At 66.7% G+C, this 16,493-nt stretch carries 20 protein-coding genes and 1 tRNA gene; 15 read left to right on the forward strand and 6 right to left on the reverse strand.

The features are described 5' to 3' along the window. Positions 1–100 precede the first annotated feature (100 nt). The 11 genes from TMO_RS15550 to TMO_RS15600 all read left to right on the forward strand — a co-directional run bounded on the left by TMO_RS15550 (position 101) and on the right by TMO_RS15600 (position 9,314). On the forward strand, positions 101–877 hold the full coding sequence (locus tag TMO_RS15550; protein WP_014746601.1) for an ABC transporter ATP-binding protein: 777 nt from the start codon (positions 101–103) through the stop codon (positions 875–877). Between the two features lie 137 nt (positions 878–1,014). Beyond that, positions 1,015–1,536: a MarR family winged helix-turn-helix transcriptional regulator gene (locus TMO_RS15555; protein ID WP_014746602.1), complete on the forward strand. Its 522-nt coding sequence runs from the start codon at positions 1,015–1,017 to the stop codon at positions 1,534–1,536. 196 nt (positions 1,537–1,732) lie between these two features. Beyond that, entirely contained in the window at positions 1,733–2,506 is a 774-nt protein-coding gene (locus tag TMO_RS15560; protein WP_014746603.1) for an ABC transporter substrate-binding protein, read from the forward strand. A gap of 140 nt (positions 2,507–2,646) precedes the next feature. After that, a complete protein-coding gene (locus tag TMO_RS15565) occupies positions 2,647–3,369 on the forward strand; it encodes an ABC transporter permease (RefSeq protein ID WP_014746604.1) in 723 nt (240 codons plus the stop codon). A gap of 3 nt (positions 3,370–3,372) precedes the next feature. Beyond that, positions 3,373–4,059 (forward strand): ABC transporter permease, encoded by a 687-nt coding sequence (locus TMO_RS15570; RefSeq protein WP_014746605.1) that lies wholly within the window; start codon positions 3,373–3,375, stop codon positions 4,057–4,059. 125 nt (positions 4,060–4,184) lie between these two features. Continuing rightward, positions 4,185–4,361, forward strand: a complete 177-nt coding sequence (locus tag TMO_RS15575) for an HNH endonuclease (protein WP_228382237.1) — start codon at positions 4,185–4,187, stop codon at positions 4,359–4,361. A 283-nt stretch (positions 4,362–4,644) separates the two neighbouring features. Then, the gene (locus TMO_RS15580) at positions 4,645–5,505 is read left to right on the forward strand and encodes a branched-chain amino acid ABC transporter permease (protein ID WP_014746607.1); all 861 of its coding nucleotides are present in this window, start codon (positions 4,645–4,647) and stop codon (positions 5,503–5,505) included. Positions 5,506–5,509: 4 nt separating this feature from the next. Beyond that, a complete protein-coding gene (locus TMO_RS15585; protein ID WP_014746608.1) occupies positions 5,510–6,553 on the forward strand; it encodes a branched-chain amino acid ABC transporter permease in 1,044 nt (347 codons plus the stop codon). Then, positions 6,550–7,326, forward strand: a complete 777-nt coding sequence (locus TMO_RS15590) for an ABC transporter ATP-binding protein (RefSeq protein WP_014746609.1) — start codon at positions 6,550–6,552, stop codon at positions 7,324–7,326. The genes TMO_RS15585 and TMO_RS15590 overlap by 4 nt, the downstream gene beginning before the upstream one ends. Next, the gene (locus tag TMO_RS15595) at positions 7,313–8,020 is read left to right on the forward strand and encodes an ABC transporter ATP-binding protein (protein WP_014746610.1); all 708 of its coding nucleotides are present in this window, start codon (positions 7,313–7,315) and stop codon (positions 8,018–8,020) included. The genes TMO_RS15590 and TMO_RS15595 overlap by 14 nt, the downstream gene beginning before the upstream one ends. An 85-nt stretch (positions 8,021–8,105) precedes the next feature. Beyond that, on the forward strand, positions 8,106–9,314 hold the full coding sequence (locus TMO_RS15600) for an ABC transporter substrate-binding protein (protein ID WP_014746611.1): 1,209 nt from the start codon (positions 8,106–8,108) through the stop codon (positions 9,312–9,314). 89 nt (positions 9,315–9,403) lie between these two features. Here the strand turns inward: TMO_RS15600 and queF are convergent, their stop codons facing one another. Then, on the reverse strand, positions 9,404–9,877 hold the full coding sequence (gene queF, locus TMO_RS15605) for a preQ(1) synthase (protein WP_014746612.1): 474 nt from the start codon (positions 9,875–9,877) through the stop codon (positions 9,404–9,406). A gap of 92 nt (positions 9,878–9,969) precedes the next feature. After that, positions 9,970–10,045 (reverse strand) — tRNA-Ala (locus tag TMO_RS15610). A gap of 200 nt (positions 10,046–10,245) precedes the next feature. Here TMO_RS15610 and TMO_RS15615 point away from each other — a divergent pair. The 4 genes from TMO_RS15615 to TMO_RS15630 all read left to right on the forward strand — a co-directional run bounded on the left by TMO_RS15615 (position 10,246) and on the right by TMO_RS15630 (position 12,499). Then, positions 10,246–10,560: a YggT family protein gene (locus TMO_RS15615; protein WP_014746613.1), complete on the forward strand. Its 315-nt coding sequence runs from the start codon at positions 10,246–10,248 to the stop codon at positions 10,558–10,560. 4 nt (positions 10,561–10,564) lie between these two features. Next, a complete protein-coding gene (locus TMO_RS15620) occupies positions 10,565–10,915 on the forward strand; it encodes a DUF167 domain-containing protein (protein WP_014746614.1) in 351 nt (116 codons plus the stop codon). Between the two features lie 65 nt (positions 10,916–10,980). Next, positions 10,981–11,877, forward strand: a complete 897-nt coding sequence (gene folD / locus TMO_RS15625; RefSeq protein ID WP_014746615.1) for a bifunctional methylenetetrahydrofolate dehydrogenase/methenyltetrahydrofolate cyclohydrolase FolD — start codon at positions 10,981–10,983, stop codon at positions 11,875–11,877. A gap of 31 nt (positions 11,878–11,908) precedes the next feature. Further along, positions 11,909–12,499: a 2'-5' RNA ligase family protein gene (locus TMO_RS15630; protein ID WP_014746616.1), complete on the forward strand. Its 591-nt coding sequence runs from the start codon at positions 11,909–11,911 to the stop codon at positions 12,497–12,499. Here the strand turns inward: TMO_RS15630 and TMO_RS15635 are convergent. The 4 genes from TMO_RS15635 to TMO_RS15650 all read right to left on the reverse strand — a co-directional run bounded on the left by TMO_RS15635 (position 12,481) and on the right by TMO_RS15650 (position 16,333). Next, on the reverse strand, positions 12,481–13,050 hold the full coding sequence (locus TMO_RS15635) for a type II toxin-antitoxin system VapC family toxin (protein WP_014746617.1): 570 nt from the start codon (positions 13,048–13,050) through the stop codon (positions 12,481–12,483). The two genes, TMO_RS15630 and TMO_RS15635, sit on opposite strands and share 19 nt — an antisense overlap. 5 nt (positions 13,051–13,055) lie before the next feature. Continuing rightward, on the reverse strand, positions 13,056–13,349 hold the full coding sequence (locus tag TMO_RS15640) for a hypothetical protein (protein ID WP_014746618.1): 294 nt from the start codon (positions 13,347–13,349) through the stop codon (positions 13,056–13,058). Between the two features lie 157 nt (positions 13,350–13,506). Further along, on the reverse strand, positions 13,507–14,922 hold the full coding sequence (locus TMO_RS15645) for a homospermidine synthase (protein ID WP_014746619.1): 1,416 nt from the start codon (positions 14,920–14,922) through the stop codon (positions 13,507–13,509). Positions 14,923–15,118: 196 nt separating this feature from the next. Beyond that, positions 15,119–16,333, reverse strand: coding sequence for an argininosuccinate synthase (locus tag TMO_RS15650; RefSeq protein WP_014746620.1), 1,215 nt, complete (start codon positions 16,331–16,333; stop codon positions 15,119–15,121). Between the last annotated feature and the right edge of the window lie 160 nt (positions 16,334–16,493).

The raw sequence follows: 16,493 nt of genomic DNA on the forward strand, positions 1-16,493 counted from the left end.
GCCCGCCCGTCATAATCCCGTCTCAGAGACAGGCCTCGTCCGAAGGGGCGGCGGGGGGCGGCGAAACCAGAACGGCCGGCGGCGGCCATGAAGGGGGCACATGACGACGACACGCTGGGCGCTGGAGGTGGAGCGCCTGCACAAGCGCTTCGGTGATCTGGAGGTGGTGAAGGGGGTCTCTCTCCAGGCGGCCGAAGGCGATGTGATCTCGATCATCGGCAGCAGCGGATCGGGCAAAAGCACCTTCCTGCGCTGCATCAACATGCTGGAAATGCCCGATCAGGGCGTCGTCCGTGTCGATGGCGAGGAGATCCGGCTGAAGCCGGCACGTGGCGGCGGCATGGAGCCGGCCGATCCACGCCAGCTGGACCGCATCCGCGCCCGGCTGGGCATGGTGTTCCAGAGCTTCAATCTCTGGCCGCATCTGACGGTGCTCGAGAATGTGACCGAGGCGCCGGTCCATGTGCTCGGCCGCCCCCGCGACGAGGCCTCCGAGACCGCCCGTCGCCTGCTCGAGAAGGTCGGCATCGGCGACAAGACCGGGCACTATCCTGCGGAACTTTCAGGCGGGCAGCAGCAGCGCGCGGCCATCGCCCGGGCGCTGGCCATGGATCCCCGCGTGATGTTGTTCGACGAGCCGACCTCGGCACTCGATCCCGAACTGGTCGGCGAAGTATTGCGTGTCATTCGCAGTCTTGCCGAAGAAGGCCGGACGATGTTGATCGTCACGCATGAGATGGGTTTTGCGCGGGAGGTGTCTTCGCGGGTCGCATTCTTCGATCAGGGGGTCATCGCCGAAGACGGTCCGCCTGAACAGGTCTTCGAAAATCCAGTCAACGACCGTTGTCGTCAGTTTCTTGCAAGCCGGCTGCGATAATTCTGGAGCGCCGGATACACATAGTTAACTCTCGTGTTATATCTTGTGTACAGGTCGTGACTGATCAGGCGTATCGCTTCATGATCTGCCCGAAATCAGTTGCGCAAGAAACATAACGAACGCATGGAGCAAAGCTGATGGCATCCTGCACTGAGGGCGGCAGCAACGATCGTGATCTGGAATTGTTCCACTTCGCGTTTCGGTTTCTCGTCGAGGAACCTGATCGCATTCTGGCCGAGCGGGGCTTGAACCGGTCGCACCATCGGATTCTGTATTTCGTGGGGCATGGCGGCCCCGACATGACGCTGACCGACCTGCTGGACAAGCTCAGGGTGTCGCGTCAGGCGCTGCATCGGCCGATGCGCCAGCTGCTGGATCAGGGGCTGGTTCTGCTGACGCCGGTGCCGTCGAACCGACGGATGCTGAATGTGCGGCTCAGCGACGAAGGCGCGAAGCTCGAAGCCCGGCTGTCGGCCCTGCAGACCGGCTATCTCGATAAGGCCTTCGCGGCCGTCGGCCCCGGTGCTGCGGAAGCCTGGCGGCAGGTGATGGAGGTTCTGGCGGCCGACCCGACCCGGCTTGGCCAGATCGATCGTCCCACGATGCGGGTTGCCGGTCGCGCCCATCACGAGCATGGGGCCACGGCCCACGCATCCTGACGTTTCACAGGCCTTGCCCGCGTTTTGTCGTTGAACCGGCCCCTGCGGCCCGGCTTTACTAGATCTTAGCAACACCGCATCCGTCAGCGGCGGGCCCCCAGGGTTCGGCCGCCGGTTCGGGGGAGCCGGTGGGCCGCGCCTGAAGGCCGGTCCCGGGCGGTGCAGAGGGTCGAGTATCGTCGAGGGAGATCGACACGTGGGCATTTTCCGTATCCTGAGCGCCGCCGTCATCGGACTGGGGCTGGCCACCGGCAGCGCTGCCGCGGCCGACAAGATCCGCATCGCGACCGAGGGTGCCTATCCCCCGTTCAACTTCGTGAACGAGCAGGGCAAGCTCGACGGCTTCGACGTCGACATCGCCAATGCTCTTTGCGCGAAGATGAAGGCCGACTGCGAGATCGTCGCCCAGGATTGGGACGGCATCATTCCGGGCCTGCTCGCCAACAAATACGATGCGATCATCGCGGCGATGTCGATCACCGAGGATCGCAAGCAGTCGGTGGATTTCTCCAGCAAGTACGCCCTGTCGGCCGGCCAGTTCGTGGCGCCGAAGGACAAGACCTATGACGACACCTCGCCCAAGGCACTGGCCGGCAAGGTGATCGCCGTCCAGCGGTCGACGACCCACGTCACCTATCTGGAAGACAACTACAAGGACAGTGATATCCGGCTCTACGACACCCAGGACCAGGCCAATCTGGACATGGTGTCGGGCCGCGCCGACCTCACGCTTGCCGATCAGCCGATCCTGGGTGACTGGCTTAAGACCAGCGACGGCCAGGGCTTCCACTTCGTGGGCAAGCCGGTTGCCGATCCGAAGTGGTACGGCGAAGGCATCGGCGTTGCGGTCCGCAAGGGCGATACCGCGCTTGTGACGAAGTTCAACGAGGCGATCGCCGCGATCCGCGCCGACGGCACCTTCAAGCAGATCAACGACAAGTGGTTCAACTTCGACATCTACGGCGAGTGACCGTCTGCCCGGCCCATGGCCGGGGCCTGTCGACCGGAACCGTCGGATGGCCGGGGCAGCGATGTCCCGGCCTTCGCGGTTCGATGGTATCGGCCTGACGCCGGGCCGATGCACCGCTTTCAGGGAACGGTCCCGCTTCGATGTTCGACTTCAAGGGCTATGGCGGCCTGCTGATCGAGGGGGCGGCCATCACGCTCGCCCTGATCCCGCCTTCGCTGGCGCTGGGGCTGGTGCTGGGCCTTGCCGGCGCTCTCGCCAAATCCAGCCGGTCGCGGGTTCTGCGCGGCATCGGCCAGACCTACACCACCGTCATCCGCGGCATTCCCGAGCTGCTGGTGGTGCTGTTCGTGTTCTTCGCCCTGCCGGTGATCGTGAACAACGCCCTCACCGCCGCCGGCGCCCAGACCCAGGTTTCGGTCAGCCCCTTCGTCGCCGGTGTGGTGGCGTTGGGACTCGCCTATGGCGCCTATGCGACCGAGGTGTTCCGCGGCGCGCTTGCAGCCCTGCCCAAGGGCCAGATCGAAGCCGCCCGGGCGCTGGGCATGAGCCCACGCCTGACCTTCCGGCGGATCGTCCTGCCGCAGGTCTGGCGGCTGGCCCTGCCGGGCCTCGGCAATCTGCTGCTGGTGATGATGAAGGATACCTCCCTGGTGTCGGTGGTGGCCCTCGACGAGCTGATGCGCAAGGCCCATGTCGCCGCCGGCGCCACGCGGGAGCCCTTCACCTTCTTCTTCGCCGCGGCAATCATCTATCTGTTCTTCACCCTGATCGCGGAGATCGGCATCGCCCGTATGGAACGCTGGGCCGCCCGCGGCACCGGCCGGCGCGCCGCACCGGTGCCCGCCCCCGGCGCGAGGGCCTGAGCAATGCGATGGGAAGTCATCTTCGACAATTGGGAGCGGCTGGCCGGCGGTCTGGGAACCACCTTCCAGCTCGTCGCCCTGGCGCTCATCATCGGGGCGGCCCTCGCCCTGGTGGTCGCCATGGCGCGCATCTCGCAGAACCCGCTGCTCGCCTGGGCCGGTCGCGGCTACATCTTCTTCTTCCGCGGCACGCCGCTGCTGGTGCAGCTGTTCCTGATCTATTACGGCCTGTCGCAGTTTCCGGCGATCCGCAGCAGTTTTCTGTGGCCGATCCTGCGGGAGCCCTATTGGTGCGCGATCATCGCCTTCGCGCTCAACACCAGCGGCTATACCGCAGAAATCCTGCGCGGCGCCATCCAGGCCGTGCCCCGCGGCCAGATCGAGGCGGCCCAGGCGCTGGGCATGAGCCGGGCGCTCACCTTCCGCCGGATCATCCTGCCGATCGCGATCCGCTACGGCTTTCCGGCCTATAGCAACGAGGTGATCCTGATGATCAAGGCGAGTGCACTCGCCAGCACCATCACCATCCTCGACCTGATGGGGGTCACCCGCACCCTGATCTCGCGGACCTTCGCCGTGACTGAACTGTTCCTGGCCGCCGGCGTGATCTATCTCGTCATCACCCTGCTGCTGACCCGCGTCTTCGCCCGTGTGGAGGCCCGGCTCAACCGCCACATGGCCCGCCGCTGACCCCGATCTGCCCCATCTGCCGCCGGCCGCTGCCCGATCTGGCGGCGGCCACCGACCGGCACCACTGGGTGCCGGTCTCGGAAGGCGGGCGCGAACAGGCCGTACTGCACCGGATCTGCCATCGCATGATCCACCGCCTGTTCGACGAGAAGCGCCTGGCCCGCGACCTGAACACCGCCGAGGCGCTGCGGGCCGCGCCCGAGATGCAGGGCTTCCTGCGCTGGATCGCGAAGCGGCCGCCGGAGCTGGTCGACTGGCCCGAACTGCCGGGCCGCCACGGCCGCAGCCGACGCCGGCGCTGACATCGGTATCCGAGACATATTGCGCTGCATGTCCGCCCACGAGTCGCGCAATCCTGCGCCGATCTGATCACCGAGCGCGAAATTTTTGTGCAATGCAGAATTTCGCCATGGGCATCTATTTCAATTAGACGTTTGACCGAGATGAAAATCCGTCGCTAAGCTTCCGGGACAAATGGCCGGCGTGTTTCGCGCCCGGCCACCGGAGGGCCGGGAAGACGTGCGCGCGCCACGCAGCCGCCACCACCCGAGGCCTGCCGGGTACACCCTGGGAGGGATGCGCGCGATGGAGCTGTTTGCCCAACAGGTCATGAATGGTCTGGTCTTGGGCAGTGTCTACAGCCTTGTGGCCCTTGGCGTGACACTGATCTACGGAACGATGGAGATCCCGAACTTCGCCCACGGGCATCTCTATATGCTGGGCGCCTATGTTACCTTTGCCGCCGTCACCGGGCTGGACCTGCACTACTGGATCGGCATGGTGCTGGCGGTGGCCGCTCTCGCCGTGGTCGGCATCCTGGTCGAAAGGCTGGCCTTCCGGCCACTGCGTCACGCCCCCCATGTGAACATGATGATTGCCGCCGTGGGGTTGATGCTGTTCCTCGAGGCCTTCGCGCAGCTGGTCTGGGGAGCGGATTTCCGCCGGCTGCCCTCGCCCTATGGCGCGGTCGTCGATCTCTGGGGCACCACGGTCACCGAACAGAAGCTGATTCTGATCGTCGCCGGCATGGGGCTGATGGCGGTGCTGTTCCTGTTCCTGAAGCGCACCGCCCTCGGTGCTGCGATCGAAGCGGTGTCGCAGGACCGGGTGGGCGCGCAGTTGGTCGGCATCGATCCCGAGCGGATCTCGATGATCACCTTCGCGCTCTCCGCCGGCCTCGCCGCGGCTGCTGCGGCACTGATCGCACCCATCAACCTGATCTCGCCCTCCATGGGGCTGGTCGTGGGCCTCAAGGCCTTCGTGATCGTGGTGATCGGCGGCATGGGCAGTGTTGCCGGCGCCATCGTCTGCGGCTATGGCCTCGCCCTCGCCGAAAGCCTGGGCGGTACCTATCTCGCGACCGACTATCAGGATCTGATCGCCTTCGCGATCCTGGCGCTCGTGCTGACCGTTCGTCCCTCCGGCCTGTTCGCGAAGGGGGCCTGAGGTCATGACACGTCCCGATCCCCGCCCGCCGGTCAACCCTGCCCGCCGGCTGGTCAGCCGGGTCTGGCTCGGCCTGTTCCTGGTGGCCGTGCTGGCCCTGCCCCTGGTCGTCACCAACCCCTATCACATGCAGGTGGTGCTCACCGGCTTCATCTTCGCCATCGGCGCCTACGGGCTCAACATCGCGCTCGGCTATACCGGGCTGCTCTCGCTCGGCCATGCCGGTTTCTTCGGCATCGGCGCCTATGCCGTGGCCCTGCTGACCACCGATCTCGGCTGGCCCTTCTGGCCGTCGCTGGTGGTCGCCATTCTGGTCACCGGGTCGATCGGCTTCGTGGTCGGCAGCATCTGCCTGCGTGCCAAGGGCCACTACCTCGCCATCTTCACCCTCGCCGTCGGCATGATCATCTATCAGGTGCTCGACAAGTGGGAGAGCCTGACCAACGGCCCGATCGGCGTGGTCGGCATTCCGGGCCCCAGCCCGATCGGGCCGATCACCTTCGACGACTTCACCTCGCGCTATTATCTGACCGCGGGCTTCCTGCTGCTCGCCATGCTCTGCGCCTGGCGGATCAAGTCGTCGCTTTTCGGCCGCACCCTGCTCGCGGTGCGGATGAGCGAGCCGCTCGCCTCGGCATCCGGCATCGACGTGATGTCGGCCAAGCGGCTGGCCTTCACCATGGCCTGCATCTATGCCGGTGTGGCGGGGGGGCTTTATTCCAGCTTCATCGGCTTCCTCGGCCCCGACATCGCCTCGGTCGACATCACCTTCAACATGCTGCTCTACGTGCTGCTGGGCGGGATCGCCTCGATCTCGGGGCCGCTGATCGGCACGCTGCTGGTCTACACCCTCACCCAGTTCCTCCAGGCCTTCCAGCAGTACCAGATGCTGGCCTTCGGCCCGGCGCTGATCGCACTGGTGATCTTCATGCCCTATGGCATCGCCGGCGCCGCCAGTCTGATCCTGCACCGCCTGATGCCCGACCGGCCGCGCCCACGCAGCGCCGCCCCCGTCCGCGGCCAGACCGGGGAGACCGTCCGTCCATGACCGCCATCCTGGAAGCCCGCGGCCTCACCAAGGCCTTCGGCGGCCTCGTTGCGGTGGGTGATGTGGATTTTGCCGTCGAGGAAGGCGGCATCACCGGCATCATCGGCCCCAACGGCGCCGGCAAGTCGACCTTCTTCAACCTGATCAGCCTGTTCTACCGATCGACGTCGGGCACCATCACCTTCCGCGGCGAGGACGTCACCCGGCTGCGCACCCACGACATGCCGCCGCGCGGCATGGCCCGCACCTTTCAGACCACGCATCTCTTCGCCGAGGCGAGCGTGCTCGAGAATGTGATCGTGGGCTATCGCCACCGCACCCGGGCAGGTCTGCTCGATGCCCTCATCGCAAGCCCGCGCGAGCGCCGCGAGATCGCCGAGGCCCGCAGGCGGGCGATGGAGGCGCTGGATTTCGTCGGCCTTGCCGATGTCGCCCACCGCCCGGCCGGGCTGATCAGCCAGGAACAGCAGAAGCGCGCCGCGATTGCGCTCGGCCTGGTCGGCGGCCCCCGGCTGCTGCTGCTCGACGAGCCCGCCGCCGGCATCAATCCGGAAGAGACCGATGATCTGGGCCGGCTGATCCGGCGCATCGCCGAGGCCGGGGTCACCGTCTGCCTGATCGAGCACAAGATGAAGATGGTGATGGGGCTCTGCGACCGGATCATGGTGCTGCATCACGGCCGCAAGATCGCCGAGGGCACGCCCGACCAGATCCGCACCGACGATGCGGTGATCACCGCCTATCTGGGGAGCGACGCCCATGCTCACGCTTGACGGGGTTTCGGTCCAGTACGGCGCCTTCCGGGTGCTGCAAGACATCTCGATCACGGTGGGTCAGGGGGAGCTGGTGGTGCTGCTCGGCGCCAACGGCGCCGGCAAAAGCACACTGTTCCGCACGATCAGCGGGCTGCACCGTATCACCCGCGGCCGGATCGTCTTCGACGGCGACGACATTTCCAAGGCGGCGCCGGCGAAGATCGTGGGCCGGGGCATCGCCCACTGCCCCGAAGGCCGGCGGCTGTTCCCCGATCTGTCGGTCGCCAAGAACCTGATGCTCGGCGCCTATACCTGCCGCGGCGACCAGGCCGCCGTCGCCCGCACCCTCGCCCGGGTCCACGAGTTGTTCCCGATTCTGGTGGAGAAGGCCGACCAGCCGGCCGGCTCGTTGTCGGGCGGGCAGCAGCAGATGGTGGCGATCGGCCGCGCCCTGATGGGCCGACCGCGCCTGCTGATGCTCGACGAACCGACGCTGGGCCTGGCACCGCTGGTGGTCCGCCAGGTGCTGGACGCGGCGGCCGAGATCTGCCGCAGCGGCACCACGGTGCTGCTTGCCGAACAGAACGCCCATGCCGCTCTCGCCATCGCCGACCGCGGCTATGTGATCGAGACCGGCCGCATCACCACCGAGGGCACGCGCGAGGCGCTGATGTCCGACGACGAGGTCCGCCGCGCCTATGTCGGCGCCTGACGCAGACAGGACGACGACGCTCGAATTGCACCAGGGATCGGCAAACCCGGCACGGAACCGGGACAGTCAAGGGAGGCAAGATGTCATGAAGATGGTCATCGACGAGATCCGGAAGACGACCCGCCGCCGGGTTCTGATCGCGGCGGCCGTGGCGGCGGTGATGGCGCTGCCCGGCGCCACGCTGTTCGCCGGCAGCGCAGCCGAGGCCGCCGACAGCGCCGTGATCGGCTATTCCGGCCCGCTGTCGGGCGGTGCGGCGCTCTATGGCCGCAACGCGCTCCGCGGCCTGGAGATGGCGGCCGACGATGTGAACGCGGCCGGCGGCATGGATATCGGCGGTCAGAAGGTGAAGCTGGAAATCCAGTCTCTGGACGACCGCTACCTGCCCAACGAGACGGCGGTGAACGCCCAGCGCCTGGTCTATCAGAACGGCGCGCGGATCGTGTTCATCCCCCATTCGGGCGGCATCCTGGCGGCGCAGGGCTTCAACACCAAGGGGCCGCAGAAGTTCATCATCGGCGCCTATACCAGCGAGCCCGCGATCCTGAAGCAGGGCAACCCGCTGCAGATGATGATCCCGCCGCGCTACAATGCTCTGTTCAAGCCCTATGCCGAGGCGGCGATGAGCCGGTTCGGTAAGCGGCTGGGCATGATCCCCGGCACCCACGCCTATGCCAAGGAATGGACCAAGGGCTTCAGCGCCACCTGGAAGGAGATGGGCGGCGAGGTGCTGACGGACAACGCCGTCGACTATCGCACCACCACCGACTTCTCGGGCGCGGTCGCCAAGGCGCTGTCGGAAAAGCCCGATGTGCTGTTCATCGGCGGCCCGTCGCAGCCGACCGCGCTGATCGTGCAGGCGGCACGCGAACAGGGCTTCAAGGGCGGCTTCGTGATCATGGATCAGGCCAAGCCCGAGGAGATGGACAACATCGTCCCCATCGAGATGATGAACGGCCTGGTCGGCAATCTGCCGCTCGAATACTATCCTTCGAAGAACGCGCCGGCCTTCATCAAGAAATACCAGGAGAAGTATGGCGCCAACGAGGAAGCGGTGGCGGAAATCGGCCTGAACTATACGGCGCTGATGGTTTTCGTGCGGGCGATGGAACTTGCCGGTACCACCGAGGATCCGGAGAAGATCATGGGCGCGCTGGCCGAAGCCTCCAAAACCCTGCCGGCCGACCGCAACCCCTATGAGCTGACCGGCGTCGACGCCGAAAACAACATGGCCAGCGCCTTCCAGATGACGGTGGTCGAGAACGGCAAATACGTGCCGCTGCCGTTCAAGTAGGCCGGCAACACCCCTTATATCCGCACGCAAAGCCCGGCCGTCGGCCCCGACGGTCGGGCTTTCCGTCCTCAGCCCGGTTTTTTCCGTCCTCAGCCCCGGCCGCGATAAGGCGGCACGCCCTGATCCGGGATCCAGAGATCGGCCGGCACCGGCCCCGTGGCGTAGAACACGTCGATCGGAATGCCGCCGCGCGGATACCAGTAGCCACCGATCCGCAGCCACTCCGGCGCAAGCAGTTCCGCCAGACGCTTGCCGATGCCCACCGTGCAGGCCTCGTGGAAGTCGCCATGGTTGCGGAAGGCGTGCAGATAGAGCTTCAGCGACTTGCTCTCGACCAGCCAGTCGCCCGGCACATAGTCGATCACCAGATGCGCGAAATCCGGCTGGCCGGTGATGGGGCAGAGCGAGGTGAATTCCGGGCAGACGAAGCGCACCGCATAGCGCGTACCCGGATGCGGGTTCGCCACCCGTTCCAGCACCGCCTGATCCGGAGAGGCCGGCAGGTCGGTGCTCCGTCCCAGCTGTTCCAGCCCGGCATAGATGGTTTCGGACGGTCCGGTCACGGAAGCCCCCAATACGAACGGCCCAAAAACGAAAGGTCAGAAACACGAAAGGCCGGCAGATGCCGGCCTTTTCGCAACGTTCATGCGGGAATTGGTGGAGCCGAAGGGAGTCGAACCCTCGACCTCTAGAGTGCGATTCTAGCGCTCTCCCAACTGAGCTACGGCCCCGCACCCGCCCCGCCGGAAGCCCGTCGGGCACCGGTGGTGAACGGCGCGGATATTGGCGTGAGGGCGGGATGCTGTCAAGCGCCTCTCTCAGAGAATCGTCACAATCGACTGGCCGCCCGCGACGGCTGCGCTATACTCCGCCCCGACCCGTCAGAACGCCGCATCGGACATGCGGCAGCCCGAGTACGAGGGAGCCCCGCATGGCGTCGCTTCTCCAAGGCCTGCTCTTCCTGTTCAATGCCGCGATCGAGATCTACACCTGGATCCTGATCGCGAGTGTCATCCTGAGCTGGCTGGTGGCGTTCAACGTCGTCAACACCAACAATCAGGTCGTCTACGCGATCGGCAGCTTCATTCACCGGATCACCGAACCGGTGCTGCGCCCGATCCGCAACTTCCTGCCCAGCCTCGGCGGGCTGGACCTGTCGCCGCTGATCCTGCTGCTGCTGCTGAACTTCCTTAAGATCGTGGTCAATGGCTGGCTCGCGCCTTATGCCTACGGGATGATGTACTGATCCGATGAGCGACGATATGACCGGCATGGCGGCTCCTGCGGTCGAACGCGAGGGGCCGGCCAATGTCTCGATCTTCGTGAAGGTGCAGCCCAAGGCGCGCAAGGCCGCGATAGAACCTGCCCGCGATGACGGCCATGGCCGGATGCGGCTGCAGGTGAAGGTGACCGCCGCCCCAGAGGACGGCAAGGCCAATGCCGCGGTCGAGCGGCTGGTCGCCGAGGCGCTCGGCATCGCCCGCAACCGGGTTCGCGTCGTCCAGGGCGTGACCGATCGGGCCAAGCGGCTGGGCATCGAGGGCGAGGGTTTCGCCGATGCCGAAGACATCGCCGCCCGCGCCCGCGGCCTTGGCGCCTGAGCCCGACCTCGGTAACCGAGCCCGACCTCGGTATCTGAGCCCGACTCCCGAAGGAGACACATCCCATGGCTTCAGCTGAACTCATCGACGGCAAGGCCGTCGCTGCGGATCTGCGGTCCGCCACCGCGGCCCGCGTCGGCGGCCTCTATGCCCGCCATGGCATCCGCCCCGGCCTCGCCGTGGTGCTGGTCGGCGAAGATCCGGCGAGCCAGGTCTATGTCCGCAACAAGCATCGCCAGACCGAAGCGGCCGGCATGCGCAGCCTTGAACACAAGCTGCCGGCCGACACCTCCGAAGCGGCCCTGCTCGACCTGGTGGCGCAGCTGAACGCCGACCCGGAGGTCGACGGCATCCTGGTCCAGCTGCCGCTGCCCCGCCAGATCGATGCCCAGAAGGTGATCGAGGCGATCGATCCGGCCAAGGATGTCGACGGCTTCCATCCGGTCAATGCCGGCCGTCTGGCCACCGGTCAGCCGGCCCTGGTGCCCTGCACCCCGCTCGGCTGCCTGATGCTGCTCGACCGGACCCTGGGCCAGAACATGGCCGGCCGGCATGCCGTGGTGATCGGCCGCTCCAACATCGTCGGCAAGCCGATGGGCCAGTTGCTGCTCGGCCGCGACTGCACCGTCACCATCGCGCATTCGCGCACCAAGGATCTGCCCGAAATGGTGCGCACCGCCGATATCGTGGTCGCCGCCGTCGGCCGGCCTGAGATGGTGCGCGGCTTCTGGATCAAGCCGGGTGCGACCGTGATCGATGTCGGCATCAACCGCCTGCCGCCGGCGACCGAAGGCGGCAAGGACCGCCTGGTCGGCGACGTCGCCTTCGACGAGGCCAAGGCGGTGGCGGCGCATATCACGCCCGTGCCGGGCGGCGTCGGCCCCATGACCATCGCCTGCCTGCTCTCGAACACGCTGCAGGCCGCCTGCGCCCGCCGCGGCATCGACATGACCCAGCTCTGAGCGGAACATCAGGGGAGGGGAGCGACGGTCGATGCTCTATGTCCTCTGCCTCCCGCGTTTCGCTGCCGCCGATGCAGACCGGATCGATGCCTTCCGCCGCCGCCACGAACCGGCACGGGCCACCCTGGTGCCCCCGCACCTGACACTGGTCTTCGGTGCGGCCATGGCCTGTCGGCCGGCCCTTGAAACCGCCCTGGCTGCCGTTGCGGCCACGGAACCGGCCTTCGATCTGACCCTGGGCGATCCGCACACCCATCTGGACGACAGACGGCGCGAATACGCCTTCTATCTGCGCGCACTCGACGGCACGGGGCCTCTCGCCCGCCTTCACGCCGCCCTGCATGACGGCTCGGGCCTGCCGACCCGCCGCCCGGACACCCCCTTCGATCCGCATCTGACCCTGACCGGCGCCCCGGAAGCGGAGCCGGTCACGGCAGCCGCCGCGGCTTTCGCCGCCGACGCCTGGCCGTTGCCGGTGCGGGGCCATGTGGATGCGGTAGAGATCGTTCAGCTGCTGGAGGGACGTCTTGACCGCCTGACGCGCGTCCCCCTGGCCGGAAGTGTCCTCTTGGCCGAAAAGGGCGCAACCGGCGAGGCATGCCCTCAGGACGTACGGTCATAGAACAGGATCCTGCCCGCCGGCAGGATCTGATTCATGAGATCAAAGTCGCGGATGTTTCTGGTCAGGACGGTATACCCCTGCTCCAGCGCCTGGAGATAAATGGCGGCGTCGTTGAACGCGGCGACTTCCTGTCCTTTCGGAAGCCGCCCCAGGCGGAACAGCAGACCGGCCAGAATTCCGGCTTCCAGCAGAACGCCAGAGGTCGGCGCATCAAGACGGTGGCCTGGAATCGCGTCGACGACCTGGCTCAGCTCTCGAAGGACGTCGGCGCTGCCGGGATGATCAGGGGTCAGGCGCCCGAAATTGTGACAGAGTTCCCCCACGGCAATGGCACTGTGCTGGATCTGGCGGGTCTCCAGAAGCGCATCAAGTGCAGGACTGGCCGATCCTTCCAGCATGTCGACATAGACCGACGTGTCGAGCAGCAAGGGCGGCCCAAGCCTCTGAGCCCGATCGGCAAAGGGCAGGTCCGTGCGGGCACGGCGGGTGAGCGTGCCGGACCACGTCTCGGGCCGGAGGCGGCGCAATGAACGGGCGAGGCCGACGCGCAAAAGGGTCAGCCTTCCAGAGTGCCCTTGGGAACCCGCCCCCGCCGGGCCAGAAGCTGCCGGCCGAAATCATCCTCCAGCGCAACCTTGCTCAGGGCGTAAAGAAGCAACTCGCTGGTGCTTGCGGCACCGCTGCGGGCCCTGGCCGCCGCAAGGAGCTTCGATGGCACACGCCCGCCCACCGCCGTATCGCGGGCGCCGAGCAGCCCTTCTGCGTCAGCGGCCTCGAAGGCGAGCTTCCGGCGGGCTCGCGCGAGATCCTCGTCCGGTTCGACGGCTGCCTGCACGGTTTCCGGCGCCATGGCATATCCCTCCTGCGGGTGGCTGGACCGGTGAATTGTCTTACAAATTTTGTATTCCGTTGAACATCCGTCAAGTCCCCACTGCCCCCGGCCAGACAAAAGCCCGGCCCGCAATCGCGGGCCGGGCTTTGTCGTCAGAACCGATCCGGGCTGCGGATCAGCGCACGATGACGTTCTTGAACGCCCAGGGCTCGTTCCGGTCCAGATCCTCGGGGAAGAGGGTCTCGCGGTCCTCAAGCGGGGTCCAGTTGGTCCAATAGCCGGCCATGGTGCCGAGATAGGGGGTCGAGATTTCGAGGATGCGGCGCTCGTCGATCTCTTCGGGCTCGACCACGCCGGCATTCGGGTTCTCGATCGCCCAGATCATCGCCGCCAGCACCGACACCGTCACCTGCAGGCTGGTGGCGTTGTTGTGCGGGACCAGCTCGCGGGCCTCGTCGATGGTCAGCTGTGAGCCGTACCAGTAGCTGCCCTTGGCCGGACCGTTGACCAGCACGCCCAGTTCGTCGACGCCGCCGGGCTGGGTCTCGTCCATCAGGATGCGGACGCGGGGCTGCAGCTCCCAGTTCTTGCCGGCGAATTCGTGCAGCGACAGCACGGCCTCGTCGCAGGGGTGATAGGCGTAATGGCAGGTCGGCCGATAGACCACCTCGCCGGCCTCGTCGCGCAGCGTGTAATAGTCGGCGGTGGAGATCGACTCGTTATGGGTGATCAGCCAGCCGTGGATCGGGCCTTCGCTCGGGACCCAGGTGCGCACGCGGGTGCCGGCACCCGGACGCATCAGATAGATCGCCGCGTCGCAGCCGAACTCGTGGCGGCGGCCCTCCGGCGGCAGCTCCGGCTCGTGCGTGCCCCAGCCGAGTTCCGACGGCTGGCAGCCCTCGCCCACGAAGCCGTTCACCGACCAGGTGTTGACGAACTCGCCGCGCTCCTTGGGCGGCAGGCCCTTCTGTGTGTCGCGCTCGGCGATATGGACGACCTTCACGCCCAGATCCCGGGCCAGCGCCGCCCAGCCTTCGCGGCTCTCGGGCCGCGTCGCATCCATGCCGCTCGCCTTGGCGATGTCCAGCAGCGCCGCCTTCAGGAAGTGCGACACCAGGCCCGGATTGGCGCCATGGGCGATGACCGCGGTCGGCCCGGCACCCAGCTCGCGCTTCACGTCGAGCGCGCTCTCGCGCAGGGCATAGTTGCTGCGCTGCGAGGGCGAGAGATCGGGGTCGGTATAGCCGCCCGGCCAGGGCTCGACGCAGGTGTCGACGTAAAGCGCACCCAGCTCGCGGCACTTGCGGATCAGGGCGACGCTCGACACCTCGACCGAGACGTTGCACAGGAAATCGCCCTGGCCCAGCCGCTGCTCCAGCTCGGCCGCATAGTTCTCGCGGGTCAGCGCCATCTTCAGGAAGGTGACGCCGTATTCCTCCGCGACGGCCTTGCCGGCATCGTCGGGCGAGATGATCGTGATCCGGTCCGGGGTGATGTCGATATGGCGCAGGATCAGCGGCAGGACACCCTGTCCGATGCTGCCGAAGCCGAGCATCAGCAGGCGGCCGGGAAGTGCGGCGTGCTTGGTCATGATGCGAAATGCACTCCTTGGGAGACGCCGGCGGCGCCGGCCGTCCGTCCGTCCGCGGATGCGGACGGTCAGCTCTCTATGGAACGGCGACGCGCGCGGCTTGTCCACCGCGCGCGTCACAGATTTCAAGGCTTTGTCATCAAGCGATGCGGGCGGGACCGGTTCACGAAACCGGCGCCGCCCCCGCCGGGTCCGCTCAGCGGCGATCGCCGCGGCGGGCACCGAGACGCAGACGCAGGGCGTTCAGCTTGATGAAGCCCTGGGCATCGCGCTGGTCGTAGACCTGGTCGGCTTCGAAGGTCGCAAAGGCCTCGTCATAGAGGCTCTTCGGCGACTTGCGGCCGACGACGATCACATTGCCCTTGAACAGCTTCAGCCGGACGGTGCCGGTGACGTTCTCCTGGCTCCGGTCGATCAGCGCCTGCAGCATCTCGCGCTCGGGCGAGAACCAGAAGCCGTTATAGATCAGCTCCGCATAGCGGGGCATCAGCTCGTCCTTGAGGTGCGAGGCACCGCGGTCGAGGGTCAGGCTCTCCATCGCGCGATGCGCGACCAGCAGGATGGTGCCGCCCGGGGTCTCGTAGACGCCGCGCGACTTCATGCCCACGAAGCGGTTTTCGACCAGATCGAGCCGGCCGATGCCGTTGGCGCCGCCCAGATCGTTCAGGCGGGTCAGCAGGGCCGCAGGCGTCAGCGCCTCGCCGTCGATCGCGACCGCATCGCCCCGCTCGAACGAGATCTCGACATAGGTCGGCTCGTCCGGGGCCGCGGCGGGCGAGACCGAGCGGGTGAACATCTCCTCGTCCGGCTCGACCCAGGGATCTTCCAGGGCGCGGCCTTCATACGAGATGTGCAGCAGATTGGCGTCGGTCGAATACGGTGCCTCGCCGCGCTTGCCCTTGGCGATCGGGATCTGATGCTTCTCGGCATAGTCGATCAGTTTGGTGCGGGAGTTGAGATCCCATTCGCGCCAGGGCGCGACCACCTTGATGCCGGGCTCGAGCGCGTAATAGCCAAGCTCGAAACGGACCTGATCATTGCCCTTGCCGGTGGCGCCATGGGCGACCGCATCGGCGCCGACCTGACGGGCGATCTCGATCTGGCGCTTGGCGATCAGCGGCCGGGCGATCGAGGTGCCGAGCAGATAGACGCCCTCGTAAAGGGCATTGGCGCGGAACATCGGGAAGACGTAATCGCGCACGAACTCCTCGCGCAGATCCTCGACGAAGATCTCGGAGGCGCCCATCATCTCGGCCTTCGCGCGCGCCGGCTCCAACTCCTCGCCCTGGCCGAGATCGGCGGTGAAGGTGACGACCTCGCAGCCGTAATTCTCCTGCAGCCAGCGCAGGATGATCGAGGTGTCGAGACCGCCGGAATAGGCGAGGACGACTTTCTTGACGTCGCGGCTCATGATCTGAAGCCCCCGGGAACGACAGGATGTGGGCGGAAGGTGCGGGCATCGCGGCGCCAGGAACCATACGGACGGCCGCAAGCGCGCCGCCCAGGCCCCCGAGGGGCCGCGGATCGGCGCAGTATAGTGCAAACGCGCGCGGCGGCAACCGGTGCAGGTC

The organism is Tistrella mobilis KA081020-065, assembly GCF_000264455.2.
GTDB lineage: Bacteria > Pseudomonadota > Alphaproteobacteria > Tistrellales > Tistrellaceae > Tistrella > Tistrella mobilis.

What these genes read in the sequence shown, in the direction of transcription:
- TMO_RS15550 (WP_014746601.1), top strand. Translation starts at nt 101, where the DNA reads ATGACGACGACACGCTGGGCGCTGGAGGTGGAGCGCCTGCACAAGCGC.
- TMO_RS15555 (WP_014746602.1), top strand. Translation starts at nt 1,015, where the DNA reads ATGGCATCCTGCACTGAGGGCGGCAGCAACGATCGTGATCTGGAATTG.
- TMO_RS15565 (WP_014746604.1), top strand. Translation starts at nt 2,647, where the DNA reads ATGTTCGACTTCAAGGGCTATGGCGGCCTGCTGATCGAGGGGGCGGCC.
- TMO_RS15570 (WP_014746605.1), top strand. Translation starts at nt 3,373, where the DNA reads ATGCGATGGGAAGTCATCTTCGACAATTGGGAGCGGCTGGCCGGCGGT.
- TMO_RS15575 (WP_228382237.1), top strand. Translation starts at nt 4,185, where the DNA reads ATGATCCACCGCCTGTTCGACGAGAAGCGCCTGGCCCGCGACCTGAAC.
- TMO_RS15580 (WP_014746607.1), top strand. Translation starts at nt 4,645, where the DNA reads ATGGAGCTGTTTGCCCAACAGGTCATGAATGGTCTGGTCTTGGGCAGT.
- TMO_RS15585 (WP_014746608.1), top strand. Translation starts at nt 5,510, where the DNA reads ATGACACGTCCCGATCCCCGCCCGCCGGTCAACCCTGCCCGCCGGCTG.
- TMO_RS15590 (WP_014746609.1), top strand. Translation starts at nt 6,550, where the DNA reads ATGACCGCCATCCTGGAAGCCCGCGGCCTCACCAAGGCCTTCGGCGGC.
- TMO_RS15595 (WP_014746610.1), top strand. Translation starts at nt 7,313, where the DNA reads ATGCTCACGCTTGACGGGGTTTCGGTCCAGTACGGCGCCTTCCGGGTG.
- TMO_RS15600 (WP_014746611.1), top strand. Translation starts at nt 8,106, where the DNA reads ATGAAGATGGTCATCGACGAGATCCGGAAGACGACCCGCCGCCGGGTT.
- TMO_RS15615 (WP_014746613.1), top strand. Translation starts at nt 10,246, where the DNA reads ATGGCGTCGCTTCTCCAAGGCCTGCTCTTCCTGTTCAATGCCGCGATC.
- TMO_RS15620 (WP_014746614.1), top strand. Translation starts at nt 10,565, where the DNA reads ATGAGCGACGATATGACCGGCATGGCGGCTCCTGCGGTCGAACGCGAG.
- folD (WP_014746615.1), top strand. Translation starts at nt 10,981, where the DNA reads ATGGCTTCAGCTGAACTCATCGACGGCAAGGCCGTCGCTGCGGATCTG.
- TMO_RS15630 (WP_014746616.1), top strand. Translation starts at nt 11,909, where the DNA reads ATGCTCTATGTCCTCTGCCTCCCGCGTTTCGCTGCCGCCGATGCAGAC.
- TMO_RS15640 (WP_014746618.1), bottom strand. Translation starts at nt 13,349, where the DNA reads ATGGCGCCGGAAACCGTGCAGGCAGCCGTCGAACCGGACGAGGATCTC.
- TMO_RS15645 (WP_014746619.1), bottom strand. Translation starts at nt 14,922, where the DNA reads ATGACCAAGCACGCCGCACTTCCCGGCCGCCTGCTGATGCTCGGCTTC.
- TMO_RS15650 (WP_014746620.1), bottom strand. Translation starts at nt 16,333, where the DNA reads ATGAGCCGCGACGTCAAGAAAGTCGTCCTCGCCTATTCCGGCGGTCTC.